Source organism: Mycolicibacterium flavescens (assembly GCF_001722335.1).
GTDB lineage: Bacteria > Actinomycetota > Actinomycetes > Mycobacteriales > Mycobacteriaceae > Mycobacterium > Mycobacterium flavescens.
Genome location: NZ_MIHA01000014.1, coordinates 72,207 through 85,872, shown reverse-complemented (window position 1 = coordinate 85,872; position 13,666 = coordinate 72,207). Strand labels below are relative to the sequence as shown.

The window sequence follows — 13,666 nt, the reverse complement described above, 5'->3', positions numbered from 1 at the left end:
CCGGTCAGTCGCAGCGCCGCCACCAGGCGACGAAGTACAGCACCATCGCCGCGGTCAACGCGAGCAGCACCCACAGCACGAGCACCTGGTCGATCCAGGCCCCCGGCGGCGGGGCGCCCGGCATGAAGTTGCGGATCGGCACGATCGCGAACAGCATCGCGGCGTACCAGGTGCCGAACGGTGGCAGGAAGTTCTTCCGGCCGCGCAGCATCTCGATCGAGACGAACAGCGCCAGCGCGGGCAGGGTGATCAGCACCAGGCACAGGCCCAGATCGAAGGCCAGCGCGCCGCGCGCCCGGCTGAGCGTCACCGTCTCGTAGTCACCCTCGCCCGACGACTGGGTCGCCGGCCCGCTGCGCACGCTGGTGACGTCCCACCCGTTCAGGGTGCCGGTCACCTCGACCCGGGCCGGTTCGAATGTGCGCTCGTCGCCGGATCCGACCAGGACGTCGGCGCCGAGCGGCCCGATCCGGTACGAGTCGAAGGGCCACTTGTCCGGATCGCCCTCGGCGAGGATCGTCGTGCTCATCTCCGCGGGCAACCGGCCGCTGGGTGTCTCCAGGTCCTGCGCGAGGTTGACCTCGTCGAGGAACAGCCGGACCGCGACGTCGGTGTTGACGACGTTGAGCTGCGGGTGCAGATGGTCTTCGGCGGGGAAGACCACCACCTTGGCCTCGACCGCGCTGTCGACCGTGTCGATCGAGTGCAGCGTCACCTGCACGACGGTGTCCTCGCTCGCGCCGAGATCGGGTGGCCCCAGCGACGCTTCGGACCCGGACACGTAGCGGTATCCGATCAGCGAACCGGCGTAGACAAGCACGATGATCAGCACGGTGCCGGCACCCGCCAGTTGCGCCCGGAGTCGACTGCGGGATTTCGACGGTGCGTCTGCCGGCATCCACGGGATGCTAATGACGCAGGCGCTGATTTCCGGGCGCCTCGGTCGGCGACACGCCGCGCCCGCCAGTTCCGCGACGAGCCGTACCGATATAGCTGTGACCTGCGGTAGCGGTTAGGGTGTTCCGTCATGACGCAGACGAGTGCCGAAGCCGCCGGTCCGGCGGCCGCGACGGTCGGGGTGGTGCGCGAGTCCGGCGCCGACGAACGCCGGGTCGCTCTGGTCCCCAAGGCGGTCGCGACGCTGGTGAAGACCGGGTTGTCGGTGGTGGTCGAATCGGGAGCGGGGGAGCGGGCGCTGTTGCCCGACGCGCTCTACGAGGAGGCGGGCGCGACCATCGGCGACGCGTGGGCCGCCGACGTCGTGGTCAAGGTGGCCCCGCCGAGCGCCGAGGAGGTCGCCCGGTTGCGCTCCGGGCAGACCCTGGTCGGGTTTTTGGCCCCGCGCGACGCCGACAACCAGATCGCCGCGTTGCGTGAGGCCGGGGTGCAGGCCTTCGCGGTCGAGGCGATCCCGCGGATCTCCCGCGCGCAGGTGATGGACGCGCTGTCCTCACAGGCCAACGTCGCCGGCTACAAGGCGGTGCTGCTGGCGGCCTGGGAGTCGACGCGGTTCTTCCCGATGCTCACCACCGCGGCGGGCACGGTCAAACCCGCCACGGTGCTGGTGCTCGGCGTCGGGGTGGCCGGTCTGCAGGCGCTGGCCACGGCCAAACGCCTCGGCGCGCGCACCACCGGTTACGACGTGCGTCCCGAGGTGGCCGACCAGGTCCGCTCGGTCGGCGCGCAGTGGCTCGATCTCGGCATCGAAGCGGCCGGCGAGGGCGGCTACGCGCGTGAACTGTCCGAGGAGGAACGCGCCCAGCAGCAGAAGGAACTCGAGCGCGCGATCACCGGCTTCGACGTGGTGATCACCACCGCGCTGGTGCCCGGCCGGCCCGCGCCGCGGTTGGTGACCGCCGCGGCGGTCGAGGGCATGAAGCCCGGCAGCGTCGTCGTCGATCTGGCCGGTGAGACCGGCGGCAACTGCGAGCTCACCGAACCCGGCCGCACCGTTGTCAAGCACGGGGTGACGATCTCGTCGCCGCTGAACCTGCCCGCGACCATGCCCGAACATGCCAGCGAGCTGTACTCGAAGAACGTGACCTCGCTGCTGGATTTGCTGATCACCGATGGTGTGCTGGCACCGGACTTCGACGACGAGGTCGTGGCGGCCTCCTGCGTCACCCGAGGAGAGAACTGATGTACGACCAGTTACTGGCCAACCTCGCGATCCTGGTGCTCGCCGGCTTCGTCGGTTTCGCCGTGATCTCGAAGGTGCCCAACACCTTGCACACCCCGCTGATGTCGGGCACCAACGCCATCCACGGCATCGTGGTGCTCGGCGCGCTGATCGTGCTCGGCGAGCTGCCTGCCGACGCGCCGTGGGGCGTGCGGATCATCGCGTTCGTCGCGCTGATCTTCGGGACGCTCAACGTGATCGGCGGCTTCCTGGTCACCGACCGGATGCTGGGCATGTTCAAGTCCCGCAAACCCGAACCCAAAGCCGTTGAGGTGGCCGACAAGTGAACTACCTCGTCACTGTTCTCTACATTGTCGCGTTCTCGCTGTTCATCCTCGGCCTGTCCGGGCTGACCGGCCCCAAGACCGCGGTGCGCGGCAACTGGATCGCCGCGACCGGTATGGCCATCGCGGTGGTCGCGACGCTGATCAAGGTGCGCGACACCGCGCCGATCAACTGGATCCTGATCGCCGCGGGTCTGGCGCTGGGCGTGATTCTCGGTGTGCCACCGGCGAAGAAGACCAAGATGACCGCGATGCCGCAGCTGGTCGCGCTGTTCAACGGCGTCGGCGGCGGCACCGTCGCGCTGATCGCGTGGGCGGAGTTCATCGAGACCGACGGGTTCGCGCACTTCACCCCCGAGCAGCACCCGACGGTCGCGCTCGTCGCCGGGTCGCTGCTGGCGGCGATCATCGGGTCGGTGTCGTTCTGGGGTTCGCTGGTGGCGTTCCTCAAACTGCAGGAGTCGATCCCGAAGAACGTCGAGAAGCGGCTTGTCGCCTCCGCCAAGCTGTTTCAGGCCGCCAACGTCGTCCTGCTGCTCGGCGCGACCGCTGCGGCGATCTACATCGGCCTCAACGCCGGCGTCGGCAGCGCGCCGTGGACCATCGTGGTGGTGCTGGTGCTCGCCGGCCTGATGGGCTTGTTCGTGGTGTTCCCGATCGGCGGCGCCGACATGCCGGTGGTCATCTCGCTGCTCAACGCGCTGACCGGATTGTCCGCCGCGGCAGCCGGTTTGGCGCTCAACAACACCGCGATGATCGTTGCGGGCATGATCGTCGGCGCCTCGGGCTCGATCCTGACCAACCTGATGGCCGTGGCGATGAACCGGTCGATCCCGGCGATCGTGTTCGGCTCGTTCGGTGGCGGCGCGGCCGCGGTGGCCGGGCCCGGCGGGGACCAGGGCACCGTCAAGTCCACCTCCGCCGCCGACGCCGCGATCCAGATGGCCTACGCCAACCAGGTGATCGTGGTGCCCGGTTACGGGCTGGCCGTCGCCCAGGCCCAGCACACCGTCAAGGAGATGGCCGACCTGCTCGAAAGCAAGGGCGTAGAGGTGAAATACGCCATCCACCCGGTCGCGGGCCGCATGCCCGGGCACATGAACGTGCTGCTGGCCGAGGCCGACGTCGAGTACGACACGATGAAGGAGATGGACGACATCAACGGTGAGTTCAACCGCACCGATGTCACGCTCGTCATCGGCGCCAACGACGTCACCAACCCGGCGGCCCGCAACGACCCGTCGAGCCCGATCCACGGCATGCCGATCCTCAACGTCGACGAATCGCGGTCAGTGATCGTGCTCAAGCGGTCGATGAACTCGGGCTACGCCGGCATCGAGAACCCGCTGTTCTTCCTCGACCACACCTCGATGCTGTTCGGCGACGCCAAGAAGTCCGTCGGCGAGGTCATCGAGGAACTCAAAGCCCTCTGACGGTAGACCGACCCGCATGACCGAACGACGTTCGCCGGTCGAGGCGCTGCTGACCCGCGCCGGCGGCATCCGCGGGTTGGTGTACTCCGCAATGCCCGTCGCGGTGTTCGCCGCGACGTCGACCGCGTTCGGGCTGCTGCCCGCCACCGGCGCGGCCGTCGGCGTCGCCGCTCTGATACTGGGTTGGCAACTGCTGCAAAAGGAGTCGACCCGACCGGCGCTGTTCGGGTTCGCCGGCGTCGCGGCCTGCGCGGCGGTCGCGCTGATCACCGGGCGGGCCAAGGATTTCTACCTGCCCGGCATCTGGATGTACCTCGGGCTGGCGATCGCGTTCACGGTGTCGCTGGCGGTGCGCCGGCCCCTGGTCGGCGTGGTGTGGGCGTGGATCACCGGCCGCGACGGCGCCTGGCGGCGGTTGCGCGGGTGCGCTTGGCATTCGACATCGCGACGGCGGTGATGGCCACCGCGTCCTGGTCGCGGTTCCTGGTGCAGTACCACTTCTACGACACCGATCAGGCCGGCCTGCTGGCCGTCGCCCGCGTCGCGATGGGCTGGCCGATCTTCCTGGTCACCTCCTCGGCGATCTACTTCGCGATCCGCACCGCGCTGCGCGCACTGCCCCGCTCCGCCTGAGCCCGCGAGTTTTGCTCGCGATGAGCGCAGCTCTTGGTGAGCGGGTCACCACCCGGTAGCAATACCGGGGTGAGCGCGACATTTCACTGCTGCGGTCGCTGAACCCCGCGTCCACCCGCAGCCCCTGAGCCCAGGAAGTCGCCCGTCGTGTCCACTCTCGTTGACCTCGCCCCCGAGGAACCCCTCGCCGCCGACCGCCGGCGCAGCGGCCGGGTGGCCCGCGCCGTGCTGCCGGTGCTGTCGCTGCTGGTGTTCTTCGCCGTCTGGCAACTGGTTGCGGTGAGCGGGATCTGGAACCAGACCTTCGTGCCTTATCCGAGCACGGTGTGGCGCGCCTTCGTCGACATCTCCACCACCCACGACGGGGTCCGCGGATACGCGGGGTACCTGCTGTGGGAGCACCTCTACATGACGCTGCGGCGGGTGCTGGCCGGCGTGGTGATCGGCGTCGTGCTCGGGGTGCTGCTGGGCCTGGTGATGGGCTCGGTCGGCTGGGTGCGCAGCGTGCTCGAACCGTGGCTGACGTTCCTGCGGGCGCTGCCACCGCTGGCCTACTTCTTCCTGCTGGTGATCTGGTTCGGCATCGACGAGGCGCCCAAGATCACCCTGCTGGCGCTGGCGGCGCTGCCCCCGGCCGCGGTGGCCACGACGACGGCGGTGCTGGCGGCGCCGGTCGGACTGCAGGAGGCCGCGCGGGCGCTCGGCGCGTCGCGACGCGAGGTGATCCGCGACGTCGTCGTGCCCTCGGCGCTGCCGGAGACGTTCACCGGCATCCGGCTCGCGGTCGGTATGGCGTACTCGTCGGTGGTGGCGGCCGAACTGTTCAACGGCATCCCCGGCGTCGGCGGCCTGGTCAAGGACGCCAGCAACTACAACAACACCCCGGTGGTGCTGGTCGGGATCTTCGCGATCGGCATCTCCGGTCTGCTGATCGACGGTCTCCTGCGTGCGGTCGAACGGCGCAGCGTCCCCTGGAGAGGAAAAATCTAGATGAAGTTCAAAACCCTTGTGGTGGCCGCGGTCACGGCTGCACTGGCGCTGGCGGGCTGCTCGGTCGACAACTCCGGGCAGTCCGCGGACAAGCCCACGATCCGGATCGGCTACCAGACCTTCCCGAGCGGTGATCTGATCGTCAAGAACAACCGGTGGCTGGAAGAGGCGTTGCCGGACTACAACATCAAGTGGACGAAGTTCGACTCCGGCGCCGATGTGAACACCGCGTTCGTCGCCAAGGAACTCGACTTCGGCGCGCTCGGGTCCAGCCCGGTGGCGCGCGGACTGTCCGCGCCGCTGAACATCCCCTACAAGGTGGCGTTCGTGCTGGACGTCGCCGCCGACAACGAGGCGCTGGTGGCCCGCAACGGCAGCGGCGTGAACACCGTCGCCGACCTCAAGGGCAAGCGGGTGGCCACCCCGTTCGCGTCGACCGCGCACTACAGCCTGCTGGCCGCGCTCGCCCAGAACGGGCTGTCGCCCAACGACGTTCAGCTCGTCGACCTGCAGCCCCAGGCGATCCTGGCGGCGTTCGACCGCGGCGACATCGACGCCGGGTACTCGTGGCTGCCGACCCTCGATCAGCTGCGCCGCGACGGCAAGGACCTGATCACCAGCCGGCAGTTGGCCAGCAGCGGCAAGGCCACCCTCGACCTCGCGGTGGTGTCCGACGAGTTCGCCTCGGCGCACCCCGAGGTCGTCGATGTGTGGCGCCAGCAGCAGGCCCGCGCACTCGACGTCATCCACGACGATCCCGGCGCCGCGGCCACGGCGATCGCCGCCGAAATCGGTTTGACGCCTGAGGAAGTCGCGGGTCAGCTCAAGCAGACCGGGTTCCCGACGCCGCAGGAGGTGGCGTCGGCCGAGTGGCTCGGCTTCGACGGTGAGCCGGGCAACCTGGCGGTCAACCTGCAGAGCGCGTCGCAGTTCCTGGCCGACCAGAAGCAGATCCCCCAAGCGGCGCCGCTGACGAAGTTCCAGGAGGCGATCTACACCAAGGGCCTGCCGGGTGTCCTCACCCAGTGACATCGAACCGGTTGCCGCACAGCGGGACAGGGTGCCCGGAGCGGTGCAGGTGCGCGGGGTGCGGCACCGGTACGGGCGCGGTGGCGACGAGGTCACCGCGCTCGGCCCGGTCGACCTGACCGTGGAACCCGGTGCGTTCCTGGTCCTCGTCGGCGCGTCGGGATGCGGGAAGAGCACGCTGCTGCGGCTGCTGGCCGGCTTCGAGACCCCCAGCGAGGGCTCGGTGCAGGTGGCCGGCGAGGCGCCGACACCCGGGGTGACCGCCGGGGTGGTGTTCCAACAGCCGCGGCTGTTCCCGTGGCGCACCGTCGGCGGCAACGTCGACCTGGCGCTCAAGTACGCCGGTGTGCCGCGCGAGCGGCGCGCCGAACGCCGCGACCAGCTGCTCGAGCGCGTCGGCCTGGGCGGCACCGCGGGCCGCAAGATCTGGGAGATCAGCGGCGGCCAGCAGCAGCGGGTCGCGATCGCGCGGGCCCTGGCCGCCGAGACACCGCTGTTTCTGCTCGACGAACCGTTCGCCGCGCTCGACGCGTTGACCCGCGAACTGCTGCAGGAAGACGTCCGGCAGGTCAGCGCCGAGACCGGGCGCACGACGGTGTTCGTCACCCACAGCGCCGACGAGGCGGCGTTCCTCGGTTCGCGGATCGTGGTGCTGACCCGCCGGCCCGGCCAGGTCGCGCTCGACATCCCCGTCGAGTTGCCGCGCACCGGTGTCGACGCCGACGATCTGCGGCGCTCACCGGAGTACGCGGCGTTGCGGGCGGAGGTGGGCCGCGCGGTCAAGGCCGCGGCGGCGTAGGCGGGCACGCGGTTCAGTACGAGCCGGTCGGGTAATCGGGCTGGCATGGACATGCACGCGCTACTACAGAAGCCCGAATCGGCCGACCGGCTGGACACCGCCGCGGACATCACCGCCGGCGCGGTGGACGTCGTCCTCGGCGACGGGGCGCTGGCCCGCGGACTGCGCGGGTCGTGGCTGGGGCACCCGACGCATCCGCTGATGGTCACGCTGCCGATCGGCGCGTGGATGTCGTCGGCGGTGCTGGACCTGGTCTTCAAGGACCGCGAGGCCGCGCGACGGCTGATCGCGATCGGGCTGGCCGCGACGCCGCCCGCGGTGCTGGCCGGGCTCGCGGAGTTTCCGACGCTGGGCCGGCGCCAACGCCGGGTCGGGTTGCTGCACGCGGCCGGAAACGCGGTCGGCGCGGCGGCGTTCCTGATCGCCTACCGCAAGTACAAGCGGGGCAGGATCGGCGCGGCGCGCGCGTTCAGCGTGCTGGGGTTGACCGCCGTCTCAGTGGGCGGCGCACTGGGCGGGCACTTGTCCTACGCGCAGGGTGCGGGTGTGCACCGCTGGCAGGTGACGGGTTAGACCGGCGGATAGGCGGGCGGCGGGTAGACGCCGCGCAGAATCCAGGCGAACCAGTTGATCCCGTATTCCAGCTCGTCGCTGGCGTCATAGTCCGGATTCGGATCCATCTGATCACCTCTCGATAACGGCTGGACTTCGGCAAGTCTAGACCCGGTGTTCAAGCGGCGACACCCCCAGCACCTAAACTGTCCAACCAGTTGATTGAAAGTCTGGGCCGCACCCGGACCCCTGCCTATAGTGAGTCGCCATGCCGCCATCGGAATCCAACGGGATGTCCCGTCGCGAGGAGTTGTTGGCTGTCGCCACCAAACTGTTCGCCGCGCGCGGCTATCACGGCACCCGGATGGACGACGTCGCCGAAGCGGTCGGGCTGAACAAGGCGACCGTCTACCACTACTACGCCAGCAAGTCGCTGATCCTCTACGACATCTACAAGGGCGCGGCCGACTTCACCGTCGACGCGCTGCACGACGACCCGTCGGCGTCGGCGCGCGAGACCATCTACCACTTCACCCGGCGGCTGCTGGTCGGCATCGCCAGCGACATCGAGCGGGCCGCGGTGTACTTCCAGGAGGGCCCCTACATCGGGGAGTGGTTCACCGAGGAGCAGGTGGCCTACATCCGGGAGAAGGAAGCCCAGGTCTACGAGCACGTGCGCGACGTCATCGACCGCGGCATCGCCAGCGGCGAGTTCTACGACTGCGACTCGCACGTGCTGGCGCTGGGCTACATCGGCATGACGCTGGGGGCGTACCGCTGGCTGCGCCCGCACGGCAGGCGCACCGCCCAGGAGATCGCGATCGAGTTCAGCACCGCGCTGCTGCGCGGATTGATCCGCGACGAGACCGTGCGCACCGACTCGCCGCTGGGCGTGCCCGTCGACGCGCTGCCCGGCGAACCGGACCCCGCCACCGCCTGACAGTCAACCCAGCGACCGGCGCAGCGACGGCAGCCGGGGCAGGTCGACCCCTTCCCACGGGACGCCCAGCGCGTCACCTGCGGCATAGGTGACGAGCCCGGCCCGCGTCCGCTCGGTCAGTTCCGTCGTCGCCGGCATCACCACCAACGTACGAGCCGACGGGCAAGATGGAAACGTGAAGTCGCTTCTGCTGTCCCGCCGCGATCTCGAATTCCTGCTCTACGAGTGGCTGCGGGTCGACGAGCTCACCCGGCGCGACCGGTTCAGCGAGCACTCCCGCGACACCTACGACGCGGTGCTGGACCTGTGCGAGCAGTTGGCGACGCGGTACTTCGCCACGCACAACAAGAAGAGCGACGCCAACGAACCCACCTTCGACGGCGAGAAGGTCACCGTCATCCCCGAGGTCAAGGAGGCCTGGGACGCGTTCGCGCAGGCCGACCTGATCGCGATGTCGATGGACGAACGGCTCGGCGGCGCCCAGCTGCCGGCCACCGTCGCCCAGGCCGCGTTCGCCTGGTTCTCGGCGGCCAACGTCAGCACGACCGGCTACCTGATGCTGACCATGGCCAACGCCAACCTGCTCTCCCGCTTCGGCAGCGACGACCAGATCGAGGCGTACCTCAAACCGATGCTGGCCGGGCGGTTTTCGGGCACCATGGCGCTGTCGGAGACCCAAGCCGGTTCCTCGCTGGCCGACATCACCACCCGCGCCGAACCCCAGGACGACGATTCTCAGGCTGGCAACTACCGGCTGTTCGGGTCGAAGATGTGGATCTCCGGCGCCGAACACGAACTGACCGACAACATCGTCAACCTGGTACTGGCGAAGATCCCCGGCGGTCCCGCGGGTACCAAGGGCATCTCGCTGTTCATCGTGCCCAAGTACGTGCTCGGCGACGACGGAACGGTCGGTGAGCGCAACGACATCGTGCTGGCCGGTCTGAACCACAAGATGGGCCAGCGGGGGATCACCAACACCGTGCTCAACCTCGGCGAGGGCGCGTTCACTCCCGGCGGCCGGCCCGGTGCCGTCGGCCATCTGGTCGGCGAACCGCACCGCGGCATCGCCTACATGTTCACGATGATGAACGAGGCGCGTCTCGGCGTGGGCATGGGCGCGGTGTCGCTCGGCTATACCGGCTATCTCAAGTCGCTCAAGTACGCCCGCGAACGCCCCCAAGGCCGCCCGGTCAGCGCCAAGGATCCGGCCGCCCCGCAGGTGCCGATCATCGAGCACGCCGACGTCAAACGGATGCTGTTGGCGCAGAAGGCCTATGCCGAAGGCGGCATGGCGCTGCTGCTGTACTGTAGCAAGCTCGTCGACCTGCAGGAGACCGCGCAGAGCGACGAGGAACGCGACCGCGTGTCGCTGCTGCTCGACATGCTGACCCCCGTCGGCAAGAGCTGGCCGTCGCAGTGGTGCCTGGCCGCCAACGATCTGGCGATCCAGGTGCACGGCGGATACGGCTACACCCGCGAGTACGACGTCGAGCAGCACTACCGCGACAACCGGCTCAACCCGATCCACGAAGGCACATACGGGATCCAGAGCCTGGACCTGCTGGGCCGCAAGGTGCCCATGCGCGGCGGGGCCGGGCTGGCAGCGCTGGGCGCCGAGATCGGTGCGACGGTCGAGCAGGCCGCCGCGCTCGGCGGTGAAATCGCCGCGCAGGCAACACAACTCGACGCCAGCTGGCAGCGGCTGGTCACGGTCACGGCCGAGATGTTCGCGCCCGGTGACGTCGACGCCGCGATGGCCAACAGCGCGATCTACCTCGAGGCGTTCGGGCACATCGTCGTCGCCTGGATCTGGTTGCAGCAGGCGCTGGCCGCCCACACCCGCACCGGCGACTTCTACGACGGCAAACGTCAAGCAGCGCAGTACTTCTTCCGCTACGAGTTACCTAAGACGGCGCCGCAACTGGATCTCCTCGCCGCCTTGGACCGCACCACGCTCGACATGCGCGACGAGTGGTTCTGAGGACTACTCGAACCGGATTACCTGGCGCACCGCGGCACCGTCGGCGAGTCGATCCATGCCGGTGTTGATGCCGTCGAACGGAATCGTCGACGACACCAGCGACTCCACCGGCAGCCGGCCCGCCCGCCACAGCTCCACGAACAGCGGGATGTCGCGCGACGGCACCGCCGATCCGAGGTAACTGCCGATCAGCGACCGCCCCTCGGCGACAAAACCCAACGGCGACAACGTGACCCGCGCGTCGGGGCGGGGCAGACCGACCGACACCGTGCGGCCGCCGGCCGCGGTGAGGTCGACGGCGGTCTCGAGCGCAGCGGGATGGCCCGCCGCCTCGATCACCACCTCGGCCTTCAGGCCGCCGTCGCGCGCCTGCTCGGGCGTGTAGACCGCGTGGGCGCCGGACTGCCGGGCCCGGTCGAGTTTGTCGGGCACCTGGTCGACGGCGGCGACGCGGACATCGTCCTGCGCGAGCGCGGTGAGCACCGCCGCCATGCCCACCCCGCCGAGACCGACCACGGCGACCGTGCTGCCGGGCCGGGGACGGCCCGCGTTCACCACGGCGCCACCGCCGGTGAGCACCGCGCAGCCGAGCAGCGACGCCACCACGGCGGGCACGTCGTCGGGCACCGGCACCACCGAGCGGCGGTCGACCACGGCGTGGGTGGCGAAGCCCGACACCCCGAGATGGTGGTGCACCGGTACGCCCTGGCGCGACAGGCGGCGCTCACCGGTCATCAAGGTGCCCGCATTGTTGGCGGCACTGCCCGGTTCGCACGGAGTCAGACCATCGGTGGCACACGCCGCGCAGACACCGCACCGCGGCAGGAACGTCATCACGACCCGGGTGCCGACCTGAACGTCGGACCCGCCCCCGCCGACCTGCTCGACGACGCCGGCGGCCTCGTGACCCAGCAGCATCGGCACCGGCCGCACCCGGTTGCCGTCGACCACCGACAGATCGGAGTGGCACAGCCCGGCGGCCTCGATGCGCACCAGCAGCTCACCGGCGCCGGGCGGGGCCAGGTCCAGTTCCCCGACCGACAGCGGCCGCGACTCGGCGTACGGCCGCTCGCGGCCGATCTCCTCGAGGACAGCACCGCGGATCTTCATGACCACCAGATTGCCCCTCCTGTAAGACTGCTGCCATGGCCGAGCCTGACATCTGCCCGTCGGAATTCCCGGTGCACTGGCCGGTGACCACGCGGTGGGCCGACAACGACATGTTCGGACACCTCAACAACGCGGTGTACTACGCGCTGTTCGACACCGCGATCAACGGCTGGATCAACACCACCGTCGGCATCGACCCCCTGGCCGTGCCGTGGCTGGGCGTGGTCGCCGAATCGGGCTGCCGGTACCTGGCCGAACTCCGGTTCCCCGAACCGCTTTCGGTGGGCCTGTCGGTGGTGCGGCTGGGCCACAGCAGCGTCACCTACCGGCTGGGGCTGTGGGCGCCCGACGGGCCGGTCGCCGCGGTCGGGCACTGGGTGCACGTCTACGTCGACCGGCAGAACCGCCGGCCCGTCCCGATCCCCGACGCGGTGCTGGCCCTGCTGGAGACGGCGCAGACCGGCTGATCGTTATGCTCGTGCGATGCCGCTCGTGAGCAAGACTGTCGAGGTGGCGGCCTCCGCCGAAGCGATCATGGGAATCGTCGCCGACTTCGAGGCCTACCCCCAGTGGAACGAAGAGATCAAAGGGTGCTGGGTGCTGGCCCGGTATGACGACGGGCGGCCCAGCCAGCTGCGGCTCGACGTCGTCGTGCAGGGGCAATCGGGCACCTTCATCACCGCGGTGTACTACCCGGGCGAGAACCAGATCTACACGGTGCTCCAACAGGGCGACCACTTCGACAAGCAGGAGCAGAAGTTCTCGGTCGTCTCGATGGGCCCGACGTCGCTGCTGACCGTCGACCTCGACGTCGAGACCAAGCTGCCGATCCCCAAGCCGATGGTGAAGAAGGCGATCGGCGACACGCTGGACTACCTGGCCGACAACCTCAAGGCCCGCGCCGAGCAACTCGCCGCGACCTGACCGCTTCAGAGGTGGTCGAGGCGCGCGAGTAGGCGCTCGGCGGCGTCGGCGAACTCGTCGGCGGTCAACCGGACCACCGTGTCGACGTCGCGGCCGCGCAGCGCGGCGATCAGCTCCCGGTGCCCGGCCACCGCCGAGGCGCCCCACCGCGGATCGCCCGCGTAGAGCTGTCCGGGCAGGTACCGCGCGACGTGCAGCAGAAACCACGCCAGTTTGATCCGGCCGGTCGACCGGTTGAACGCGCGGTGGAACGCGAACTCGGCGGCGGTGATCTCCTCGGTCGCGTGCCGGGCCACCGCGTCGGCCAACTCGTCGTTGAGCCGCTGTAGTTCGTCGATCTGCTCGTCGGTGATCCGCTGGGCCGCGGCCGCGGCCAACTCCTTGGCGATGGTGGCCTGCAGCCAGAAGATGTCCTCGACGTCGGCGCGCGACAGCGGGACCACGACGTGACCGCGGTTGGGCTCCAGCGCCACCATGCCCTCGCCGCGCAGTGTGCGCAGCGCCTCGCGCACCGGCGTGATGCTGACCCCGAGCGCGGCGGCGGTCTCGTCGAGCCGGATGAACGTCCCCGGCCGCAGCGCGCCGGTGACGATGTCGACGCGCAGCCGGTTGGCCACCTCGTCGGACAGCTGTTCACGCCGGACGCGCCGCTTGCGGTGGGTCGCGGCCGGTGTGTTCACGGTGCTCTCCGGTCCTTTCGAGCGCTTGACGAAATACTTGTCGCCGAACCGCCGAGGCCATAGTGTGACCGGGGCGACAACATATTTGATCAAATATCAACCGACCCGCAACCCCAGATGGAGCACTTC

15 protein-coding genes and 2 pseudogenes are annotated in these 13,666 nt (G+C 69.4%); 12 read left to right on the top strand and 5 right to left on the bottom strand.

The features are described 5' to 3' along the window. Positions 1-4: 4 nt before the first annotated feature. The gene (locus tag BHQ18_RS18820) at positions 5-898 is read right to left on the bottom strand and encodes a DUF4436 domain-containing protein (protein ID WP_069415169.1); all 894 of its coding nucleotides are present in this window, start codon (positions 896-898) and stop codon (positions 5-7) included. Positions 899-1,027: 129 nt separating this feature from the next. Between BHQ18_RS18820 and BHQ18_RS18815 the strand changes: the two genes are divergently transcribed. From BHQ18_RS18815 to BHQ18_RS18780, 8 genes and pseudogenes are all read left to right on the top strand, one after another. Further along, positions 1,028-2,140, top strand: coding sequence for a Re/Si-specific NAD(P)(+) transhydrogenase subunit alpha (locus BHQ18_RS18815; RefSeq protein ID WP_069415168.1), 1,113 nt, complete (start codon positions 1,028-1,030; stop codon positions 2,138-2,140). Then, a complete protein-coding gene (locus BHQ18_RS18810) occupies positions 2,140-2,466 on the top strand; it encodes an NAD(P) transhydrogenase subunit alpha part 2 (RefSeq protein ID WP_069415167.1) in 327 nt (108 codons plus the stop codon). The genes BHQ18_RS18815 and BHQ18_RS18810 overlap by 1 nt, the downstream gene beginning before the upstream one ends. Further along, positions 2,463-3,896, top strand: coding sequence for an NAD(P)(+) transhydrogenase (Re/Si-specific) subunit beta (locus BHQ18_RS18805; RefSeq protein WP_069415166.1), 1,434 nt, complete (start codon positions 2,463-2,465; stop codon positions 3,894-3,896). Before BHQ18_RS18810 ends, BHQ18_RS18805 begins: the two co-directional genes overlap by 4 nt. Positions 3,897-3,912: 16 nt before the next feature. After that, positions 3,913-4,529: pseudogene (locus BHQ18_RS18800) on the top strand (DUF3159 domain-containing protein). Positions 4,530-4,676: 147 nt separating this feature from the next. Next, a complete protein-coding gene (locus tag BHQ18_RS18795; protein WP_069415165.1) occupies positions 4,677-5,519 on the top strand; it encodes an ABC transporter permease in 843 nt (280 codons plus the stop codon). Next, positions 5,520-6,548, top strand: coding sequence for a taurine ABC transporter substrate-binding protein (locus BHQ18_RS18790; RefSeq protein WP_069415164.1), 1,029 nt, complete (start codon positions 5,520-5,522; stop codon positions 6,546-6,548). It abuts the gene before it with no gap. A 1-nt stretch (position 6,549) separates the two neighbouring features. Further along, the gene (locus tag BHQ18_RS18785; protein WP_109789344.1) at positions 6,550-7,347 is read left to right on the top strand and encodes an ABC transporter ATP-binding protein; all 798 of its coding nucleotides are present in this window, start codon (positions 6,550-6,552) and stop codon (positions 7,345-7,347) included. 45 nt (positions 7,348-7,392) lie between these two features. After that, positions 7,393-7,920, top strand: a complete 528-nt coding sequence (locus BHQ18_RS18780) for a DUF2231 domain-containing protein (protein ID WP_069415162.1) — start codon at positions 7,393-7,395, stop codon at positions 7,918-7,920. Here BHQ18_RS18780 and BHQ18_RS30560 read toward each other — a convergent pair. Further along, a pseudogene (locus tag BHQ18_RS30560) lies at positions 7,917-8,027 on the bottom strand (CAP domain-containing protein); the annotation flags it as partial. The gene BHQ18_RS18780 and the pseudogene BHQ18_RS30560 overlap by 4 nt on opposite strands. Before the next feature lie 140 nt (positions 8,028-8,167). Between BHQ18_RS30560 and BHQ18_RS18775 the strand changes: the two are divergent. Further along, complete coding sequence (locus tag BHQ18_RS18775) at positions 8,168-8,839, top strand: TetR/AcrR family transcriptional regulator (RefSeq protein WP_069415161.1); 672 nt, start codon at positions 8,168-8,170, stop codon at positions 8,837-8,839. Between the two features lie 3 nt (positions 8,840-8,842). On the opposite strand, the gene BHQ18_RS30790 is transcribed toward BHQ18_RS18775, so the two are convergent. Continuing rightward, positions 8,843-8,977, bottom strand: coding sequence for a hypothetical protein (locus tag BHQ18_RS30790; RefSeq protein ID WP_264010132.1), 135 nt, complete (start codon positions 8,975-8,977; stop codon positions 8,843-8,845). Between the two features lie 37 nt (positions 8,978-9,014). Between BHQ18_RS30790 and BHQ18_RS18770 the strand changes: the two genes are divergently transcribed. Beyond that, positions 9,015-10,823 carry an acyl-CoA dehydrogenase gene (locus BHQ18_RS18770; protein ID WP_069415160.1) on the top strand — a complete coding sequence of 603 codons (1,809 nt, stop codon included), beginning with the start codon at positions 9,015-9,017 and terminating at the stop codon, positions 10,821-10,823. 3 nt (positions 10,824-10,826) lie between these two features. Here BHQ18_RS18770 and BHQ18_RS18765 read toward each other — a convergent pair whose 3' ends face one another. Then, entirely contained in the window at positions 10,827-11,933 is a 1,107-nt protein-coding gene (locus BHQ18_RS18765; RefSeq protein WP_069415246.1) for an alcohol dehydrogenase catalytic domain-containing protein, read from the bottom strand. 35 nt (positions 11,934-11,968) lie between these two features. Here BHQ18_RS18765 and BHQ18_RS18760 point away from each other — a divergent pair, with 35 nt between their 5' ends. Together BHQ18_RS18760 and BHQ18_RS18755 are read left to right on the top strand one after the other, a co-directional pair. Then, entirely contained in the window at positions 11,969-12,400 is a 432-nt protein-coding gene (locus tag BHQ18_RS18760; protein ID WP_069415159.1) for an acyl-CoA thioesterase, read from the top strand. Between the two features lie 16 nt (positions 12,401-12,416). Beyond that, positions 12,417-12,857, top strand: a complete 441-nt coding sequence (locus BHQ18_RS18755) for an SRPBCC family protein (RefSeq protein ID WP_069415158.1) — start codon at positions 12,417-12,419, stop codon at positions 12,855-12,857. A gap of 5 nt (positions 12,858-12,862) precedes the next feature. Here the strand turns inward: BHQ18_RS18755 and BHQ18_RS18750 are convergent, their stop codons facing one another. Then, entirely contained in the window at positions 12,863-13,537 is a 675-nt protein-coding gene (locus BHQ18_RS18750) for a GntR family transcriptional regulator (protein WP_069415245.1), read from the bottom strand. Positions 13,538-13,666 lie beyond the last annotated feature (129 nt).

Coding starts and splice junctions, on each gene's coding strand:
- BHQ18_RS18820 (WP_069415169.1), bottom strand. CDS start 898: ATGCCGGCAGACGCACCGTCGAAATCCCGCAGTCGACTCCGGGCGCAA.
- BHQ18_RS18780 (WP_069415162.1), top strand. CDS start 7,393: ATGGACATGCACGCGCTACTACAGAAGCCCGAATCGGCCGACCGGCTG.
- BHQ18_RS18760 (WP_069415159.1), top strand. CDS start 11,969: ATGGCCGAGCCTGACATCTGCCCGTCGGAATTCCCGGTGCACTGGCCG.
- BHQ18_RS30790 (WP_264010132.1), bottom strand. CDS start 8,977: ATGCCGGCGACGACGGAACTGACCGAGCGGACGCGGGCCGGGCTCGTC.
- BHQ18_RS18815 (WP_069415168.1), top strand. CDS start 1,028: ATGACGCAGACGAGTGCCGAAGCCGCCGGTCCGGCGGCCGCGACGGTC.
- BHQ18_RS18755 (WP_069415158.1), top strand. CDS start 12,417: ATGCCGCTCGTGAGCAAGACTGTCGAGGTGGCGGCCTCCGCCGAAGCG.
- BHQ18_RS18790 (WP_069415164.1), top strand. CDS start 5,520: ATGAAGTTCAAAACCCTTGTGGTGGCCGCGGTCACGGCTGCACTGGCG.
- BHQ18_RS18810 (WP_069415167.1), top strand. CDS start 2,140: ATGTACGACCAGTTACTGGCCAACCTCGCGATCCTGGTGCTCGCCGGC.
- BHQ18_RS18765 (WP_069415246.1), bottom strand. CDS start 11,933: ATGAAGATCCGCGGTGCTGTCCTCGAGGAGATCGGCCGCGAGCGGCCG.
- BHQ18_RS18775 (WP_069415161.1), top strand. CDS start 8,168: ATGCCGCCATCGGAATCCAACGGGATGTCCCGTCGCGAGGAGTTGTTG.